This is a genomic window from Modestobacter sp. SSW1-42, from assembly GCF_046635825.1.
GTDB lineage: Bacteria > Actinomycetota > Actinomycetes > Mycobacteriales > Geodermatophilaceae > Modestobacter.
In genome coordinates this window covers 264038-280892 of record NZ_JBISCA010000005.1, presented here as the reverse complement: position 1 = coordinate 280892, position 16855 = coordinate 264038, and the positions used below count along the sequence as shown (strand labels likewise).

Annotated in this window: 16 protein-coding genes and 1 pseudogene; 13 read left to right on the top strand and 4 right to left on the bottom strand. The window is 73.9% G+C overall.

The genetic code is table 11. The features are described 5' to 3' along the window. Positions 1 to 3: 3 nt before the first annotated feature. Positions 4 to 957 carry a helix-turn-helix domain-containing protein gene (locus tag ACGBYP_RS18625; RefSeq protein ID WP_411586505.1) on the bottom strand — a complete coding sequence of 318 codons (954 nt, stop codon included), beginning with the start codon at positions 955 to 957 and terminating at the stop codon, positions 4 to 6. A 164-nt stretch (positions 958 to 1121) separates the two neighbouring features. Between ACGBYP_RS18625 and ACGBYP_RS18620 the strand changes: the two genes are divergently transcribed. From ACGBYP_RS18620 to ACGBYP_RS18580, 9 genes are all read left to right on the top strand, one after another. Then, entirely contained in the window at positions 1122 to 1946 is an 825-nt protein-coding gene (locus ACGBYP_RS18620) for an alpha/beta hydrolase (RefSeq protein ID WP_411586504.1), read from the top strand. Continuing rightward, positions 1943 to 2719, top strand: a complete 777-nt coding sequence (locus ACGBYP_RS18615) for an MBL fold metallo-hydrolase (RefSeq protein ID WP_411586502.1) — start codon at positions 1943 to 1945, stop codon at positions 2717 to 2719. The genes ACGBYP_RS18620 and ACGBYP_RS18615 overlap by 4 nt, the downstream gene beginning before the upstream one ends. A gap of 83 nt (positions 2720 to 2802) precedes the next feature. After that, entirely contained in the window at positions 2803 to 3387 is a 585-nt protein-coding gene (locus tag ACGBYP_RS18610) for a hypothetical protein (protein WP_411586500.1), read from the top strand. Beyond that, entirely contained in the window at positions 3384 to 4286 is a 903-nt protein-coding gene (locus ACGBYP_RS18605; protein ID WP_411586498.1) for an alpha/beta hydrolase fold domain-containing protein, read from the top strand. The genes ACGBYP_RS18610 and ACGBYP_RS18605 overlap by 4 nt, the downstream gene beginning before the upstream one ends. Positions 4287 to 4350: 64 nt before the next feature. Then, positions 4351 to 5844, top strand: a complete 1494-nt coding sequence (locus tag ACGBYP_RS18600) for an amino acid permease (protein WP_411586497.1) — start codon at positions 4351 to 4353, stop codon at positions 5842 to 5844. A 164-nt stretch (positions 5845 to 6008) separates the two neighbouring features. After that, a complete protein-coding gene (locus ACGBYP_RS18595; RefSeq protein WP_411586495.1) occupies positions 6009 to 6677 on the top strand; it encodes a DUF4352 domain-containing protein in 669 nt (222 codons plus the stop codon). Between the two features lie 145 nt (positions 6678 to 6822). Beyond that, positions 6823 to 7809, top strand: a complete 987-nt coding sequence (locus tag ACGBYP_RS18590; protein ID WP_411586493.1) for a GGDEF domain-containing protein — start codon at positions 6823 to 6825, stop codon at positions 7807 to 7809. Positions 7810 to 7947: 138 nt separating this feature from the next. Next, positions 7948 to 9702, top strand: a complete 1755-nt coding sequence (locus ACGBYP_RS18585) for a bifunctional metallophosphatase/5'-nucleotidase (protein ID WP_411586492.1) — start codon at positions 7948 to 7950, stop codon at positions 9700 to 9702. A 345-nt stretch (positions 9703 to 10047) separates the two neighbouring features. Next, on the top strand, positions 10048 to 11817 hold the full coding sequence (locus ACGBYP_RS18580; protein ID WP_411586490.1) for a putative bifunctional diguanylate cyclase/phosphodiesterase: 1770 nt from the start codon (positions 10048 to 10050) through the stop codon (positions 11815 to 11817). Here the strand turns inward: ACGBYP_RS18580 and ACGBYP_RS18575 are convergent. After that, positions 11807 to 11950, bottom strand: a complete 144-nt coding sequence (locus ACGBYP_RS18575) for a hypothetical protein (RefSeq protein WP_411586488.1) — start codon at positions 11948 to 11950, stop codon at positions 11807 to 11809. The genes ACGBYP_RS18580 and ACGBYP_RS18575 overlap by 11 nt on opposite strands. A gap of 126 nt (positions 11951 to 12076) precedes the next feature. Here ACGBYP_RS18575 and ACGBYP_RS18570 point away from each other — a divergent pair, with 126 nt between their 5' ends. Then, positions 12077 to 12382 carry a hypothetical protein gene (locus tag ACGBYP_RS18570; RefSeq protein ID WP_411586486.1) on the top strand — a complete coding sequence of 102 codons (306 nt, stop codon included), beginning with the start codon at positions 12077 to 12079 and terminating at the stop codon, positions 12380 to 12382. A gap of 59 nt (positions 12383 to 12441) precedes the next feature. On the opposite strand, the pseudogene ACGBYP_RS18565 reads toward ACGBYP_RS18570, so the two are convergent. Further along, positions 12442 to 12684: pseudogene (locus ACGBYP_RS18565) on the bottom strand (epoxide hydrolase N-terminal domain-containing protein); the annotation flags it as partial. 71 nt (positions 12685 to 12755) lie between these two features. Between ACGBYP_RS18565 and ACGBYP_RS18560 the strand changes: the two are divergent. The 3 genes from ACGBYP_RS18560 (at position 12756) to ACGBYP_RS18550 (ending at position 15659) form a co-directional block, all read left to right on the top strand. Beyond that, positions 12756 to 13640: a DUF4253 domain-containing protein gene (locus ACGBYP_RS18560; protein ID WP_411586484.1), complete on the top strand. Its 885-nt coding sequence runs from the start codon at positions 12756 to 12758 to the stop codon at positions 13638 to 13640. Between the two features lie 111 nt (positions 13641 to 13751). Beyond that, positions 13752 to 14957, top strand: coding sequence for a DUF222 domain-containing protein (locus tag ACGBYP_RS18555; RefSeq protein ID WP_411586482.1), 1206 nt, complete (start codon positions 13752 to 13754; stop codon positions 14955 to 14957). Between the two features lie 180 nt (positions 14958 to 15137). Then, complete coding sequence (locus tag ACGBYP_RS18550; RefSeq protein WP_411586480.1) at positions 15138 to 15659, top strand: DUF4234 domain-containing protein; 522 nt, start codon at positions 15138 to 15140, stop codon at positions 15657 to 15659. A 66-nt stretch (positions 15660 to 15725) separates the two neighbouring features. Here ACGBYP_RS18550 and ACGBYP_RS18545 read toward each other — a convergent pair whose 3' ends face one another. Then, positions 15726 to 16799: a DUF5925 domain-containing protein gene (locus ACGBYP_RS18545; protein ID WP_411586477.1), complete on the bottom strand. Its 1074-nt coding sequence runs from the start codon at positions 16797 to 16799 to the stop codon at positions 15726 to 15728. Positions 16800 to 16855 lie beyond the last annotated feature (56 nt).

Here is a 16855-nt window from a genome sequence, read left to right as displayed (position 1 = left end):
TACTCAGCCGAATGGGCCACAACGCTGCCATTCGCGCGGTGTTAGGGCATAGGTCGCTCGAAAGCGTCGCGTGAAGTGGCTGGCGTCGCTGAAGCCGCACGCCCGGGCAGTGGCTGCGATCGACCGCCGCCGGCCGGCGGGGGATACCAGCTGCGCCCGCGCCAGCTCCAGCCGCTGCCCGATCACCTCCTGCTCCAGGCTCAGCCCCGCATCGCTGAACAGCCGGTATAGCTGCCGCAGTGACACGTTGTGCGCCGCGGCGATGGTCGCGGGCGTCAGCGCCGGGTCGGTGAGGTGCTGGCCGATGTAGACCCGCACCCGCGTCAGCAACGTCTCCTCCCGCACCTCCCGACGGAGGGCGTCGTCGCCGGCGGCGGACACGATCAGCGCCCGCACCAGCTCCGCCGTCGCCGTCCCCAGGGACGCCGCACCCGGGTCGCCGGCCAGCTGCTCGGCGCGGCCGCACACCTCCTCCAGGTGCCTGCGCACCAGGTCATGCAGCGGGCTCGCCCGCAGCCTCGGGACGGCCCACCGGATCACGTCCACCGGCAGCGCGAGCTGCTCGTGCGGGACCATCACCGACCGCGAGCCACCGCCCACCGCGCAGCCGAACGCGTACGGCGCCGTCAGGTCGACCAGCATCAGGTCGCGGCCCTGCACCAGCTGCTCGTGGCCCAGCTGCGTGTACTCACCGCACCCGGCCGCCTGGTAGGCGATCGCGACGACGTCCGGCCCCTCCTGCTGCACGTGCCGCGGCGTGCGCACCAGCCCGAACGGCGTCGCGTCGGTGGTGAACACCGCCGCCCGGCCCAGCGGCACGAGGTGCATCAGGGCGTGCATGCGCTCGGGCGGCGTCCGCTGCTCGACGCGGCAGGGGAGGGAGGCCTCCAGCATCGCGGCGCGGAAGGCCTCGCCCCGCTCGGCGCGGGGCACGGTGCGCGTGTCCAGCAACAGCATCGGCGGCTCCCGGTGGTGTCGCCGTCGAGCCTGGCAGAAGCGCAAACACCGGGGAAGCGCTTCCGGCACGCACAGACCACAGGCGTGCACGCACAGCCGATCCGGGCCCGACGCCCGCTGCCAGGGTCCCTGGCATCCGCAGCCCCGGCAGTGAGGAGACCACCGTGCCCGCCCCCGACACCATCGTGCTCGTCCACGGCTTCTGGGTGACCCCGCGCAGCTGGGAGCACTGGAAGACCCACTACGAGGCCAAGGGCTTCCGGGTGCTCACCCCCGGCTACCCGGGCTTCGAGGTGGAGGTCGAGTCGCTCAACGCCGACCCGACACCGGTCGCCGCACTCACGCTGCCGCAGATCGTCGACCATTACGCCGCCGTCATCAGCGAGCTCGACAGCCCGCCGATCCTGATCGGGCACTCGGCCGGCGGCACGATCACCCAGCTGCTGCTCGACCGCGGCTACGGCGCCGTCGGCGTCGCGCTCAACTCCGCGCCGACCGAGGGCGTGCGCGTCCTCCCGCTGTCGCAACTGCGCTCGACGTGGACGGCGTTCAAGAACCCGGCCAACCGGCACCGCGCCGTCCCGCTCAGCGAGGAGCAGTGGCACTACGCCTTCACCAACACCTTCGACGCCGAGGAGTCGCGGCGGCTGTACCAGCGCTACGCCATCCCGGCGCCGGGCTCGATCATCTGGAGCGGCGTCCTGGCCAACCTGATGCCCGGCCCGCAGGACGCCCACGTCGACTACAAGAACCCGCACCGCCCGCCGCTGCTGTTCGTCTCCGGCGGCGAGGACCACATCATGCCGCCGTCCGTGCAGCGCTCCAACGCCGCGCACTACAAGGGCGACACCGTCACCGAGGTCCGCGACGAGCCCGGCTACCCGCACCTGCTGCCGGCCTCGCCAGGCTGGGAGCGCATCGCCGACGAGGTGCTCGACTGGGCCTTGGCGCACGCGACCGCGCCGCGGCCGGTGACCGGCGCGCAGTGAGGCTCACCCACGTCGGCGGGCCCACCCTGTTCATCGAGGTCGCCGGCTGGCGGATCCTCACCGACCCGACCTTCGACCCACCGGGACGTCGGTACCGCTTCGGCTGGGGCACCGGCTCGCGCAAGGTCGCCGGCCCCGCGCTGCAGCCCGCGGACCTGCTCCCGGTCGACGCCGTCCTGCTCACCCACGACCACCACGCCGACAACCTGGACGACGCCGGGCGCGCGCTCCTGCCGTCGGTGCCGGTGGTCGTGACGACGGCGTCCGGCGGGCGGCGGCTGGGCGCCCGCGGGCTGCGGCCGGGGGAGTCGACGGTGCTCACCGCCCCCGGGCGCCCGGACGTCGAGGTGACCGCCACGCCCGCGCGGCACGGCCCGCCGCTGAGCCGCCCGGTCGCCGGGGACGTCGTCGGCTTCGCGCTGCGCTGGGACGGCGGCTCGCTGTGGGTCTCCGGCGACACCGTGCTCTACCGCGGGCTGCGCGAGGTCGCCGAGCGGCTGCACGTCGACGTCGCCGTCCTGCACCTGGGCGGTGTGCGGTTCCCGGTCACCGGGCCGCTGCGGTACTCGATGACCGGCCGGCAGGCGGCCCGGCTGGCCGCGGTGCTCGACGCACCGGTCGTCGTCCCGGTGCACTACGAGGGCTGGAGCCACTTCGCGCAGGGCCGCGCCGCGGTCGAGCGCGAGCTGGCGCAGGCACCGGACGACGTCCGGCGGCGGTTCCGCTGGCTGCCGATCGGGGAGCCGGCCGAGGTGGAGCTGAAGACCGGATAGGTGTGGCTGTCGGGGGTCCGCCGGCTCGTCAGGCACCCTGGGTCCGCTCGCCGCGACCGGCGGGCCGAGGGAGGGATGCACGGGTGGAAGCAGCGCCGCCGTCACTGTTCGACGACGAGGTCGAGACCGGACCGGACCACGTCCGGCGGATCCCCGACGCGGAGCGCGCGCCGGTGCCGGTACGGGCAGAACGGTGGACCAGCCTGTCCGCCTGCGTCCTCGACGCGGTGTGGAGCGTGGGCGTCGACCACGACCGGGTCGTCGTCCCGCTCGTGCGCCGGGTGCTGGAGGTCGAGGCGACGGGTCCGCTGCTCGCCGAGACGCCGGCGGACGCCGACAGCCACCCGCTGCCCCGGCTGCTCACCCGCTTCCCCGACGAGCAGGCGCTGGAGGCCGCCGCGCAGAACCGGCAGCGGACGTCGACGCGCGGCGGCGTGACCAAGGCGGAGGCCGCGCTGCGCTACGCCCGGACCCTCGTCACGCACGGCGTCCTCGGCGTCGAGGACCTGCCGCGGCTGACGGCCGACCCGGCGCTGTGGGCGCGCCTCGACCGCGCGCTGAGCCGGGTCCCGGGGGAGGGGCAGCACGGCGCCCGGCGCAGCCACTTCTGGGAGCTCTGCGGCGTCGACGGCTCGGGCAGCAGCCAGGGCGGGGACAGCGCTTCGTGAGCATCCAGATGCGTGCCCTCGAGGTCGCGCTGCGGCTGGCCTACAAGCCGCGGATGGCCACCGCCGAGCGGGCGCGCAAGCGGCTCGCTGCGCCGAAGGGCAGCGCCGAGCCGCCGGCCCGGCTGCAGCAGCGGCACGACGTCCGCGCCCGGCAGGTCGACGGCTTCCCGGTGCACACCGTGCTGCCGTGCGGACGGACGCCGCAGCGCGCCGTCCTCTACCTGCACGGCGGCTCCTACGTCAGCGCCATCGCCCCGCAGCACTGGGCGCTCGTCGGCGCGCTCGCCGACGCCGGCGTCCGGGTGGAGGTGCCGCACTACGGGCTCGCCCCGCAGCACACCCACCGGGACGCGTATCCGTTCGTCACCGAGGTCCACCGCCGGCTCCTGGACGAGACGGACGACGTGACGATCGCCGGGGACTCCGCCGGTGGTGGGCTCGCGCTCGGCCTGGCGCAGACGCTGCCCGACGCCGGTCTGCCGCAGCCGACGCGCATCGTGCTGCTCTCCCCGTGGCTGGACCTCACGCTCAGCCACCCCGACCTCCCCGCCGTCGAGGTGCACGACCCGTGGCTGTCCAGCCGGGGGCTGCACGTCGCCGCCGAGGCGTGGGCCGGGGGCGACGACCCGACCCAGCCGCGGCTGAGCCCGGGCAACGGTCCGCTCGGCGGGCTCGCGCCGATCGACGTCCACGTCGGCACGCACGAGATCTGCCTGCCCGACGTCCGGCTGCTGATCGAGCGCGCCAGCGCCGCCGGCGTCCTCGGGCACGCGGAGGTCTGCGCGGGCGCCGTCCACGTGTACCCGCTGACCCCGACGCCGGAGGGGCGGGCGGCGGCCCGGGCGATCGTGCGGCGGATCGCCGGACACGGAGACGTTCCACCGGCGTCGCACAGCTGACACCCACCCAGGACGGCGCAGCCCTAGCGTCCGCGGCCACGAGTCGCTGACCAGGGAGATCTCCATGACGAGTGGCAGGAGCGGCGTCAGCTACGCCGCCGCGGACGACGGCTACTTCGAGAAGCGGGGCCTCAGCCGCACCGCCGGGTTCTGGGGACTGTGGGGGATGGGCGTCGCCGCCGTCATCTCCGGTGACTTCTCCGGCTGGAACTACGGCATCGCCGGCGCCGGCTGGGGCGGGTTCGCCGTCGCCTGCGTCATCGTCACCGCGATGTACCTGGCGATGATCGCCAGCATCAGCGAGATGTCCGCGGCCATGCCGCACACCGGCGGCGCCTACTCCTTCGCCCGCGCCGCGATGGGGCCGTGGGGCGGGTTCATCACCGGCCTGGCCGAGACGATCGAGTACGTCGCCACCACCGGCGTCGTCGTCTACTTCTCCGCCACCTACGCCGACGCCATCACCGACGAGCTGTTCGGGCTGTCGATGCCCGCGTGGACCTGGTGGGTGGTCCTGTACGCCGTCTTCCTGGCGGTGAACGTCGCCGGCGCCGAGCTGTCGTTCAAGGTCGCCACCGTCGTCGCCGTCCTGTCCCTGGGCGTCATCGCCGTCTTCGGCGTCATGGCGCTGTTCTCCGGGGCGCTGGACCTCGGCAGCCTCTTCGACATCGAGCCCGAGCCCGGCAACTCGACGTTCCTGCCGTTCGGCTGGTGGCAGGTCGTGCTCGCGCTGCCCTTCGCGATGTGGCTGTTCCTCGGCATCGAGGAGTTGCCGCTCACCGCCGAGGAGGCGCACACCCCGGCGCGCGACATCCCCAAGGCCGGCATGCGCGGGATGCTCACGCTCATCGTCTCCGGCGCCATCGTGGTCGTGCTCAACCCCGCCGTCACCGGGTCGGCCGCGATCAGCGAGTCGGGTGAGCCGCTGCTCGACGGGTTCCGCGCGATCCTGCCCAACAGCGACGTCGCGGCCATCCTGTCGGCGTTCGCGCTGATCGGGCTGCTGGCCTCGCTGCAGGGGATCATGTACGCCTACGGCCGCAACATCTACTCGCTCTCCCGCGCCGGCTACTACCCGAAGGCGCTGTCGGTCACCGGCGCCCGCAAGACCCCGTGGGCGGCGCTGCTCGTCGGCGCCGTCATCGGCTTCGCGGCCCTGCTCGCCGTCCAGTTCGGTGGGGACGCCGCCGGCAGCATCGTGCTCAACATCGCCGTCTGGGGCGCGGTCATCGCCTACGTGCTGCAGATGGTCAGCTACGTGCTCCTGCGCCGGAAGTTCCCCTCCGCCGAGCGGCCGTACAAGAGCCCGGTCGGCGTCCCGGGTGCGGTGTTCGCCGGGGTGATCGCGACGCTGATCTTCATCGGGGTCATGACCAACGAGGACTACCGCCCGGCGATCGTCGCCATCCTCGTCGTCTTCGTGCTCGGGCTCATCGGGTTCGCGCTCTTCGGCCGGCACCGGCTCGTGCTCAGCCCCGAGGAGGAGTACGCGATGACCGGTGGCCTGCACGGCGCGGTCGCCGAGACCGGCGAGCCGACGCGGACGCCGACGGCCTGACGGGCGCGCTGGTGGGGTGCGCGGTGCGGATGGTGACGGTGCTGTTCGGTTCATCGAGTAGTGCCCAGCCCCGGACCCGCATTCTGTCTGTTCCGGTTCCTGAGGACGGCTGAGTTCCGACATACGTTCGGCTCAAGCAGTCCACAGCAACGGGGAGACACGAGATGACGTACGCACCTGCGCCGGAGCAGACGCCCGGCCCGCAGACCCAGGGCAAGGTCAAGAAGCCGATCTACAAGCGCGTGTGGTTCATCGTGCTGGCCGGTCTGGTCCTCATCGGGATCGGTGCCAACCTGGGCGGCGGGGCGGAGAAGACCGCTGCTTCGGCCAGTGGCGCCGGCGCCTCCGACGCCGCCGCCCCGGCGGCCCCGGCTGCCGGGGAGCCCGTTGCTGCCGCGCCGGCCGCTGAGACGCAGGCCGAGGAGGAGGAGGAGGGCAACCCGGGCATGGGCGAGCCGGCCGCCGACGGCAAGTTCACCTTCGTCACGGACGCCGTCGACTGCAGCACCACCGAGATCGGCAACGAGTACCTCAACAAGACCGCGCAGGGCACCTACTGCATCGTCGACCTGACGATCACCAACACCGGTGACAAGCCGCAGAGCTTCTTCGGCGACAACGCCAAGCTGCTCAACGCCGAGGGGCAGGAGTTCTCCGCCGACAGCGAGGCCGCGATCTACCTCGAGGACTCCTCCTCGCTGTACGAGGAGATCAACCCCGGCAACACCCTGAAGAGCAAGGTCGTCTTCGACGTGCCGGCCGGCACGACGCCGACCGCGATCGAGCTGCACGACTCCGTCTTCTCCGGTGGGGTCACCGTCGACCTGCAGTGACACCGCACTGACCCAGAGGGGCTCTCCGCGCACCATGCGCGGGGAGCCCCTCTGCGGTCCCGACGGCGTGCCGTCGTCCCCCGTCGGAGCGAGACCACGCGGTCCCGGATCTCGAGCACCGCCGCAGGTGGCCGATGATCGACGGGTGGAGAAGTCAGTCGCACCCGCGGTGGCGACGCCGCGGGTGATGGCGAACGTCCTCAGCGTCTTCTACCTCGCCGGCGGCCTCGCCGGGCTGCTCGCGTCCTCCGGAGCCGTGGACGCCCCCGGGCGCGGCGTGCTCTTCGCGCTCTCGCTCACCGCGCTGGTCGCGGCCGCGGTGGTGGGCTGGTTCGGTCCGCGGTGGCCACGGGGCGCCTTCCACTTCGCGGTGGTCCTGGCGGCGGGCCTGATCGGCACCGCCGTCGTCGCCAGCCCCGACGGTCAGACCGCCGTCCTCGCCGGGGCGCTCATCACCCTCGTCGCCGTCGACGCCTGCTACTTCTTCCACCTGCCGCTCGCGCTGGCCCACCTGGGTCTGGCCGTCACCGTGGTCACCGCCGGGCTCGCGCACCATCCCCACGTCGACGTCCGCACCGCGCTGGCCCTCGACGTCATCGTCGTCGCGCTCGCCTACGTCGCCCGCGCGCTCGTGCTCCGCGCGTCCGGTGCCAGCCGCGACCCGCTCACCGGGCTGCACAACCGGCTGGGCTTCGACGAGGCGCTCGACGAGCTGATGACCAGCGTCGCCCGCAGCGGCTCGACGCTGTCCGCGGCGCTGCTCGACCTCGACCACTTCAAGCAGATCAACGACACCGCCGGCCACCAGGCCGGCGACCGCATGCTCTGCCAGGTCTCCGACGTCTGGCGCGCCCAGCTGCCCGCCGACGCCGTCCTCGCCCGGCACGGCGGCGACGAGTTCTCCCTGCTGCTGCCCGGGGTCGGCGGCGCCGACGCGCTGGCCCTGGTCCGCCGGATCAGCGCGCTGCACCCCGCGATCGGCCTGTCCTGCGGCGTCGCCGAGCACCGCGCCGGCGAGACCGGCTCGCAGCTCATGCGCCGCGCCGACCGCGCCCTCTACGCGGCCAAGGACGGCGGCCGCGGCCGCAGCGCCCTCGACGACGCGCACCAGCCGGGCCGCGCCGCGTCGTAGCCCCCGGGTCCCGCGGCGGTCGGCCAGCCGGCGTGAACAGTTCGTGACACCGCGTCACCCTGTCGGTGGGATTGGTTACCGTGTCTCAGCACGTGCACAGCCGGCTCACCGGGGGCCGGCTGACGAGCTGGGGGACACATGCACACGAGGACGACGGGCATCGTCGGCACCGCGGTACTGGCACTGACCTTCGCAGCAGCGGCACCGGCGGCGGCCGCGCCGGCGGCCGAGCCGCTGCACATCACCATGCTGGCCACCACCGACCTGCACGGCCACGCCCAGGACTGGGACTACTTCCGCAACGCCCCGTACACCGAGCGCTCCGGCGACACCACGGGCCTGGCCCGGGTCTCCTCGGCCATCGACTCGGTGCGCGCGGCGAAGGGCGAGGACAGCGTCCTCGTCGTCGACAACGGCGACTTCCTGCAGGGCACGCCGCTCACCTACCTCGCCGCCCAGCAGTCCGGCGAGGGCGAGCACCCCATGGCCGCTGCCTACGACGCCATCGGCTACGACGCCCAGGTCGTCGGCAACCACGAGTTCAACTACGGCCTGGACACCCTGGCCGACTACGTCGACGACGTCGACCACCCGGTGCTGGGTGCCAACGTCGTCGACGCGGCGACGGGTGAGCCGTACCTGCAGCCCTACACGCTGCAGAGGATGCACGTGCCCGGCAGCAAGCCGGTCACCGTCGGCATCCTCGGCCTCACCACGCCGGGCTCCGCGATCTGGGACAAGGGCAACGTCGAGGGCCGGGTCGAGTTCCGCGACATGGTCGAGACCGCGCAGGAGTGGGTCCCGATCGTCGACGCCCAGGCCGACGTCGTCGTCGTCCTCTCCCACGCCGGGGTCGGCGGGACGTCGTCGTACGTGTCCGACACCGTCCCGACCGAGAACCCCAGCGACGTCATCGCGCGCACCGTGCCGGGCATCGACGCGATGGTCGTCGGCCACACCCACCTCGACCGCCCGTCGCAGACGGTCGTCAACGAGGTCACCGGCCAGCCGGTGCTGCTCACCCAGCCCCACCGCTGGGGCGCCACCGTCAGCCAGGTCGACTTCTCGCTGACCAAGACCCGCGGCCAGTGGGACGTCACCGCGGCCACGGCGACCGCGCTGCGCACGCGGGACTTCCCGGAGGACCCGGCGGTCCTCGACGTCGTCGCCGGCGCGCACCAGGAGACCGTCGACTACGTCAACCAGGTCGTCGCCACCTCCACCGAGCAGCTCACCACGCTGACCAGCCGCTACGAGGACACCCCGATCCTCGACTTCATCCAGCAGGTGCAGACCGAGACCGTCGACGCCGCCCTCGAGGGCACCGACCGGGCCGACCTGCCGGTGCTGTCCATCGCCGCACCGTTCAGCCGCGAAGCCGTCTTCCCGCAGGGTGAGGTGACCATCCGCGACATCGCCGGGCTGTACGTCTACGACAACACCCTGGAGGCGGTCGAGCTCACCGGCGCCGAGGTGCGCGCCTACCTGGAGAAGTCGGCGGCCTACTTCACCCAGGTGCCGGCCGGCGGCGCCGTCGACCCCGAGACGATCACCAACGCCAACGGGACGCCGGACTACAACTACGACGTGCTCTCCGGCGTCGACTACGACCTGGACGTGTCCCGGCCCGCCGGCTCCCGGGTCACCCGGCTCGAGATCGACGGGACGCCGGTGGCCGACAGCGATCGGTTCGTCGTCGCGGTGAACAACTACCGGCGCTCCGGCGGCGGTGGCTTCCCGGCCGTCTCCACCGCGCCGGTCGTCTACAACGAGCAGCGGGAGATCCGCCAGCTGCTCATCGAATGGGCGCAGGAGCGCGGCGTCATCGACCCGGCCGACTTCTACACCGAGAACTGGCAGCTCGTCCGCAACGGTGAGCCGCTGCTCGGCTGATCCACCCGCACCACCTCCGACCGCAGCGCCGCCGGGCCCGACCCGGCGGCGCTGCGGCGCGCCCGGGGCGTGCCGGGAGGTGGCAGCCGCGCTGGTGGCCGGCTCCGGTGAGGGACGCCAGGGCCGGGGGAGGGCTTGCCGGCCGCTGCCCGTCCCGGGTCCGCGGCGGCCGGGCGCCGGGCCCGAGGGACCCGCCCGCGCCCGTCCCGCCCACCGAGCGGACGACCACCCGCCCGCCCACACCGACGACGGGGTTGTGGCGCGGCTCACCCGGGCGGGGGAGTGGCGGTCGCCGTCCCGGCCCGGACGGTCAAGCGGAACGAGGTCGGTGTCGAACCTGACCGGGTGAGCCTGCTGCGCGCCCCCGAGGTCGCCACCCCGCGCGCCATCGCCGGCATCCTCGCCGTCTTCTACCTGGTCGGCGGGACGGCGGGCCTCCTCATCACCTGGGGCTCGCACACACCCGGGACCGCCCGGACCGTGATGGTCGCGATGTCGGTCAGCGCCCTGCTGTCGGCGCTCGTCGTCCTCCGGTGGGGACGGCGGTGGGGGCGCAACGCCTTCCACCTGCCGATCGGCTCGGCGTCTGCGCTCATCGGCACCGGCGTGCTGTTGTCCCCGGACGCCGGCACCGCCGTGGCCACCGCCGCGCTGGTCGCGTTCACCGTCATGGACGCCGTCCTGCTCTTCAACCTCTTCGTCGCCGCGGTGCACACGCTGCTCGCGCTGTCGGGCATCACCGCCGCGCTCCTGGTGCAGAGCGACGTCGCGTTGCCCACCGCGCTCGCCCTCGACGCGGTGGTCGTCGCGCTGGCCGTCGCCACCCGGGTGCTGGTCATCCGCGCCTCCGACGCCTCCCGCGACCCGCTCACCGGGCTGACCAACCGACGCGGCCTTGACGAGGAGCTGCGCCACCTGCTCGCCGACCTGCCGCGGGACGGCGTCCGGCTCTCCGCGGCGCTGCTCGACCTCGACCACTTCAAGGCCATCAACGACACCCGCGGCCACGAGGCCGGTGACGAGGTGCTGTGCCGGGTCGCCGACGACTGGACCCGGGCCCTGCCGCACGACGCGGTGCTCGCCCGGCACGGCGGCGACGAGTTCGCGCTGCTGCTGCCCGGGTTCACCGGACCGGCCGCGCTGGAGCTCGTGCGCCGGATCTGCGCCGAGCACCCCGGCGTCCGGATGTCGGTGGGCGTGGCCGAGCACCAGGTCGGTGACTCCGCCGCCCAGCTGATGCGCCGCGCCGACCAGGCGCTGTACGCCGCCAAGGCCGCCGGCCGGGGCCGCTGCGAGCTGGACGGCGCCACCGAGGGCAGCCGGGACCTGGCCCGGGACCTGGCGCTGGCCGTCGCCGCGGGCAGGATCGCCGTGCACTTCCAGCCGATCGTCGAGCTGCGCTCGGGCACGGTCGTCGGCGTCGAGGCGCTGGCCCGCTGGACCCACCCCGAGCTCGGTGCGGTGCCGCCCCTGGAGTTCATCGGCGTCGCCGAGCAGCACGGCCTGATCGGCGCGCTCGGCCAGCACGTGCTGCACTCGGCCTGCGCCCAGCTGACCGCCCTGCGCCGGCAGAGCGGCCGGACGCTGCGGCTGGGGGTCAACGTGTCCGGCCTCGAGCTGTGCGACCCCGGCTACCCCGAGCGCGTCGCCGCCGTCCTGGAGGAGACCGGCTGGCCGGCCGAGGAGGTCGTGCTCGAGGTGACCGAGAGCCTGCTGGAGGCCGACTCGGAGGTCGCGGTCGCCGCGCTGCACACCCTGCGCGGCCTCGGCATCCGGGTCGCCCTGGACGACTTCGGTACCGGCTACTCGTCCTTCAGCCGGCTCGACACCCTGCCCGTCGACGTCCTCAAGGTCGATTCGTCCTTCACCGCCACCATCACCAGTTCGGTGCGGCGGGCGCAGATGCTGCGCAGCATCGTCGACCTCGCCGGAGCGCTCGGCCTCGACATCGTCGCCGAGGGCATCGAGACCGCCGACCAGGCCGACCTGCTGCGCAGTCTCGACTGCACCTTCGGCCAGGGCTGGCTGCACGGCCGCCCGATGCCGCTGCCGGTGCTGGCCGCGGAGCTCGCCGCCCGCCCGGTGCCCGCCCGCCGGCTCGCCGTCAGCGGCTGAGCGCCACCGCCGTCGGGACGAAGCCGACGAACTCCTCGGGGCGCTCCCACGCGGCGAAGTGGCCACCCGCGCTCCCGTGCTCGAACACCCGCAGGTCGAACTGCGCCGCGGCGACCGAGCGCGGCGCCTGCACGAGGTCGTGCGCGGGAACTGGCTGACCACGGTCGGGACGTCGATCCGGCCGGTCGGCGGGCTCTGCCGGGCGTAGGGCGCGAACGACGTCCCGATCGCCCCGGTCACCCAGTAGGCGGTGACCCGGGTGAGCAGCTGCTCGCGCGGGAACACCGACTCGACGTCGCCGCCGCAGTCGCTCCACGCGCGCAGCTCCTCCACGATCCAGGCCGCCAGTCCGGCGGGGGAGTCGCCGAGCGCGACGGCCGGCGTGTGCGGCCGGGTCGACTGCTCGGGCATGTACGCGCCCTCGGTCGGGGTGCCGGGCGGCCAGCGCGGTGGCGACGCCGCGGCCGATGTCGCCGCCGGAGACGGCGTGGCGTTCGTGCCCGAGCTCGGCCATCGCCTCGGCCACGACCCCCGCCATGTCGGCAGCGGGAGGGCCCGCTCGTAGCGCAGCACCGAGTCGGGCCAGCTGTGCAGCAGGACGACGGCGATGGCGTCGGGGTCGGCCGCGCGCTGGTGCACCAGGCGCATGCGTGCGGTGCGCTCCCACGGCAGGGCGCGGATCCGCTCCTCGTGCGGACGCCAGCCGTGGTCGGTGGCCCAGGTGCTGAGCAGGTCGGCGAGGTGGGTGGGCTCGGTGCTGCGGTCCCGACCTGCTGTGCCGGTGAGGTCGACGGGGCGCCAGGCCTGCAGGCGGCGGCGGAGGTCGTCGAGCACGGCCTGCTCGACGAGCGACGGAGCGGCGTCCATGGCGGGCAGCCTCGCGGCCCGCCTGTGGACAGAGCACCTCGGCTGTCGTGGGACTTCGGCAGGCTCGGGCCATGCCGATCTTCCGTCGCTCCCACGACCCGTTCGGGCTGCTGAGCCCGGCCATCGACGTCCCGCTGCTCACCGGCGGCCCGGCCGGCGAGGCGCCGGTCCCGCCGCTCGGGCCGCTGGTGCTCGGAGGTGTCAGGCTGCCTCCGGGGCGGCCCGCCTCCTCGCCGTCGCTGTGGCTCACCGACGACGTCGTCCCCGACGCCGTGCGGGCCTGGCGTCGGCTGGTGGACCAGTACCCGTCCACCGGCCTGTGGCCGTTGCTGCTCACGCCGCTCTCCGGTGAGGTGGCGCGGCCGTGGGACTCCGGCGAGCTGTACCCGGTGGACCTGGCCACGGTGGACGCCGTCGACGTGGAAGGGCTGCTCGGGGAGCGGTGGACGGACAGCGTCGTCCCCATCGGCGGGCCGACGGTCCACCCGGCGATCGAGCGGGCGCTCGCCCCGTTCGGGGCGGAGTTCCCCGGTCGTGCGCCGTCGCTGCCGTCGACAGCCGAGCCGGCTGTCGTGGCCGCCGCATCGGTTGCTGCCCCCAACACCCGGATCGGGCTGGTGCGGTGCCCGCGGCCGGCGGACGCCGTGGCCGCCATCGGCTGGTGCGGCGCGATCAACCGGCTGCAGTCGGAGGAGGTGTCGGCCGTGCTGCGCAGCTGGGAGGACCGGTTCGGTGTCGTCGTGGCCGGCCTGGCCTTCGCGACCGTCACGCTGCTCGTGCCGAACCCGCCGCGCGATGAATCGCACGCACTGTCGCTCGCGGCGGAGATCGCGGCCTTCTGTCCCGATGCGCTGTGGCAGGGGAGCGACGGGGCGTGGCTGGGGAGCGACGACACGCTCACCGGGCTGGCGCACATGCTCCTGCACCGCCCTGTCTGGCGGTTGTGGTGGGACTGAGTCGGTCGGCGGGCACGCGGCCGACCAGGCTCTGAGCCGGGAGTTCGGCTTGTCCGATGGTCGGTGGACCGATGGACTTCGAACACGTGTTCGAACGGCTCGGGAGGTGTCGTGGGAGAGCTGCAGTCGGCTCTGGACTCCCTCGCGGCCGACGACCTGACGCCGGTGTTCGGGCCCCAGCTGCTCGAGCGGCTGGCGCCTCTGCTGCGAGCGCACAACGCGCTCATGGTCGAGATCACCCGCACCGTGCGCGAGTGCGACAAGACCGGCGCCGCCGAGCACGACGGGCTCAAGACCATGCAGTCGTGGCTGCGCGGGCACGGTCGGCTGTCGACCAGGGCGGCGTCCCGGCTGGTGGCCGACGGGCGGGCGCTCGAGCACCTGCCGGCCGTCACGGCCGGGTTCACCGCCGGCGCCATCACTGCCGAGCAGGTGGGCGTCGCGGCCCAGGTGGCCACACCGGAGCGGCTGGCCCAGGCAGCGGCGCAGGGCGTGGACGTGCGTGGCTTCGACGAGGCGCTGGCCGAGGCGGCGGTCAACGCGCCGGCCCGGCTCCCGGAGGTCGTCGAGATGTACCTGGCCGCCCTCGACCCCGACGGACCCGAGCCCGACCCCACCGAGGGGCGCCGGCTGACCATCGCCAAGCACGCCGACGGCAGTGTGTCCGGCCGGTTCGACCTGGACGCCGTGGGTGGGGAGAAGGTCCAGGCGGCGCTGGAGTCGATCGTCCAGGCGGCCCGGCCGAAGGGCGACACCCGCACCCGCGCCCAGCAGAACGCCGACGCGCTCGTGCAGCTGTGCGACAACCAACTGGCCGGCGGTCACCTGCCGTTCCTCCGCAGCGAGAAGCCGCACCTCGTCGTCACCATCGGCATCGAGGACCTGCTCGACCCGAGCACCGCGCCACACGCCGCCGAGACCGGCTTCGGCGCGACGCTGTCGGCGGCCCAGGCCCGCTGGGCGGCCTGCGACGCCAGGGTCTCCCGGATGGTGCTGGACGCCGACGGGCTGCCGCTGGACGTCGGGCGGGCCAAGCGGCTGGTCCCCGCGCACATCCGCCGGGCGGTCGAGCGCCGCGACCGGCTCTGCGTCTTCGCCGGCTGCTCCGCGCCCACCCACTGGTGCGACGTCCACCACCAGCTCGAGTGGCTTCGCGACCACGGCGACACCAGCCTGGAGAACTCGGCGCTGCTCTGCGAACGCCACCACACGAAGGTCCACCACGGGTTCCGGGTCGAACGACCACCGGACGGCCGATGGCGCACCTACCGCCCCGACGACACCGAGATCGTCATCGGACCAGCGCTGCGGGTCTGACGTCTCGACGTGCCCGGGTCGAGGGCCTTCACGGCGTCGCGAGCGGCTGGTGTGACAGAAGGGTCGAAACCGGTACGACTCCGTCCGCTGAAGCGTCGGGGTGACGCTGCGCGGCTCTACGGTCGGCGGGCGCTGTCGGACCTGCCGGCGGCCTCGAACGGGGGTTCCACGATGTCCGCGATGGAAGAGCAGCCGGTCAAGCCCATGTACGCGCCGGCCCCGCCGCCGCCCGCCCACTACGCGCCGCAGCAGCAGGTCGTCAGCTACGGGCAGCAGCCGCAGCACCCGGCTCCGCAGCAGCACATGCAGTACGGCGTCGCGCCCCACGGCCGGCCGCTCGGCCCCGTCGGCAAGGTGCGCAGCACCTGGGCGGTGCTCGGCCTGAGCCTCATCACCTTCGGCATCTACGCCCTCTACTACCACTTCGCGACCCACGAGGAGATGAAGCAGCACTCCGGCGAGGGCGTCGGCGGCGCCATCGGTCTCGTGCTCTACATCTTCACCCTCGGCCTGGTGACGCCCTTCGTCCTCCCGAACGAGGTCGGCAACCTCTACGCCCGGCAGGGGCGGCCCCGTCCGGTCAGCGCCACGACCGGCCTCTGGGTCCTGCTCGGCTGGATCATCCTGGTCGGCCCGCTGGTCTGGCTGATCAAGACCAACGGCGCGCTGAACGCGTACTGGCGCAGCATGGGCGCCCGCTGATCCGATCCCGCTCGACGCCCCGCTCCTGACCACGGGAGCGGGGCGTCGCGGTCTCCGCCCGCCTGGTCAGAGGTAGCCGCCGATGTCCGGTGTCCGGTCGGTGAGGTCGGCCCGCTCCTCGCGCAGCGCGTACAGCTCCGCCAGCGTCGAGGCGCCGGTCGGCGCGGTCGCGGCGGTGCCGAGCCACGCCTGCGCCTCCGGGTGCGTCAGCCGGGCGAACTCCACCTTGCCCAGGCAGCGGCCCGGCCGGGTGATCGCCGGGTGCAGGCTGCCGACGTCCTCGTTGGTGGTCAGCAGCACGACCACCCGCAGGCCGTGGCCCAGGATGCCGTCGCACAGGTTGAGCAGGCGGCCCAGCGACGCACCGGCGCGCAGCTTGGCGTCGGTGCGCAGGTACTCGTCGCAGTCCTCGGCCACCACCAGCCGCCACTGCTGGTCGTCGTCCTCGCCGCGGTCGCCGTCGACGCCGGCGACCTCCAGCAGGTAGCCCGGGTCCTCGAACAGCCGCTCCGGGTCGGTCACGTAGTGCGTCTGGCACCAGGACGACCACTCCCGGCTCAGCGCCCGCGCCGCCGTCGTCTTCCCGGTGCCCGGCTCGCCGTGCCACAGCACCAGCCGTCCGGCCCGGCCGGCCACGTCCGGCATCGCCATCAGCGCGCCCAGCGGGCTCGCCGTGCGCGCGGCGTAGTTGCCGACCACGTCCGACCAGCCGGGTGCGGTCACCTCGCGGGAGGACATCGAACCGTCGCCGTCCTTCGACGCCGACCAGAACCGCATCCGCACCGTGCCCTCGGGCACCGCCACGGCCGCCCGCGCCGCCGCGACCACCTGGGCGACGACGGCCTCCACTCCGGTCGCCGTCGCGCCGCACGCCCGCACCCGGGTGACCGCCCGCCGCCGCTCCAGCTCCAGGATCACGCCGGGCAGCTCCACGCACAGCGTCGCGTGGTGGTCGAACCGCTGGTCGACCCGCAGCACCGCGCCCTCGGGCACCAGCGCGGCCAGGTCCTCGACCCCGCCGGGCACCGACTCGGAGCGGTAGTGCGGCAGCGCCCCGGTCCACTGCGCCTGGAGCATCAGCGCGGTGCCGACGTCCTCGACGTACTCCAGGGAGAGCCGGGGCACGACGGGCAGCGTCACGAGAGGTCTCCCAGCGGGTCGGGTGAGCGGGGCCGGTGGACCGTACGTCCGGCCAC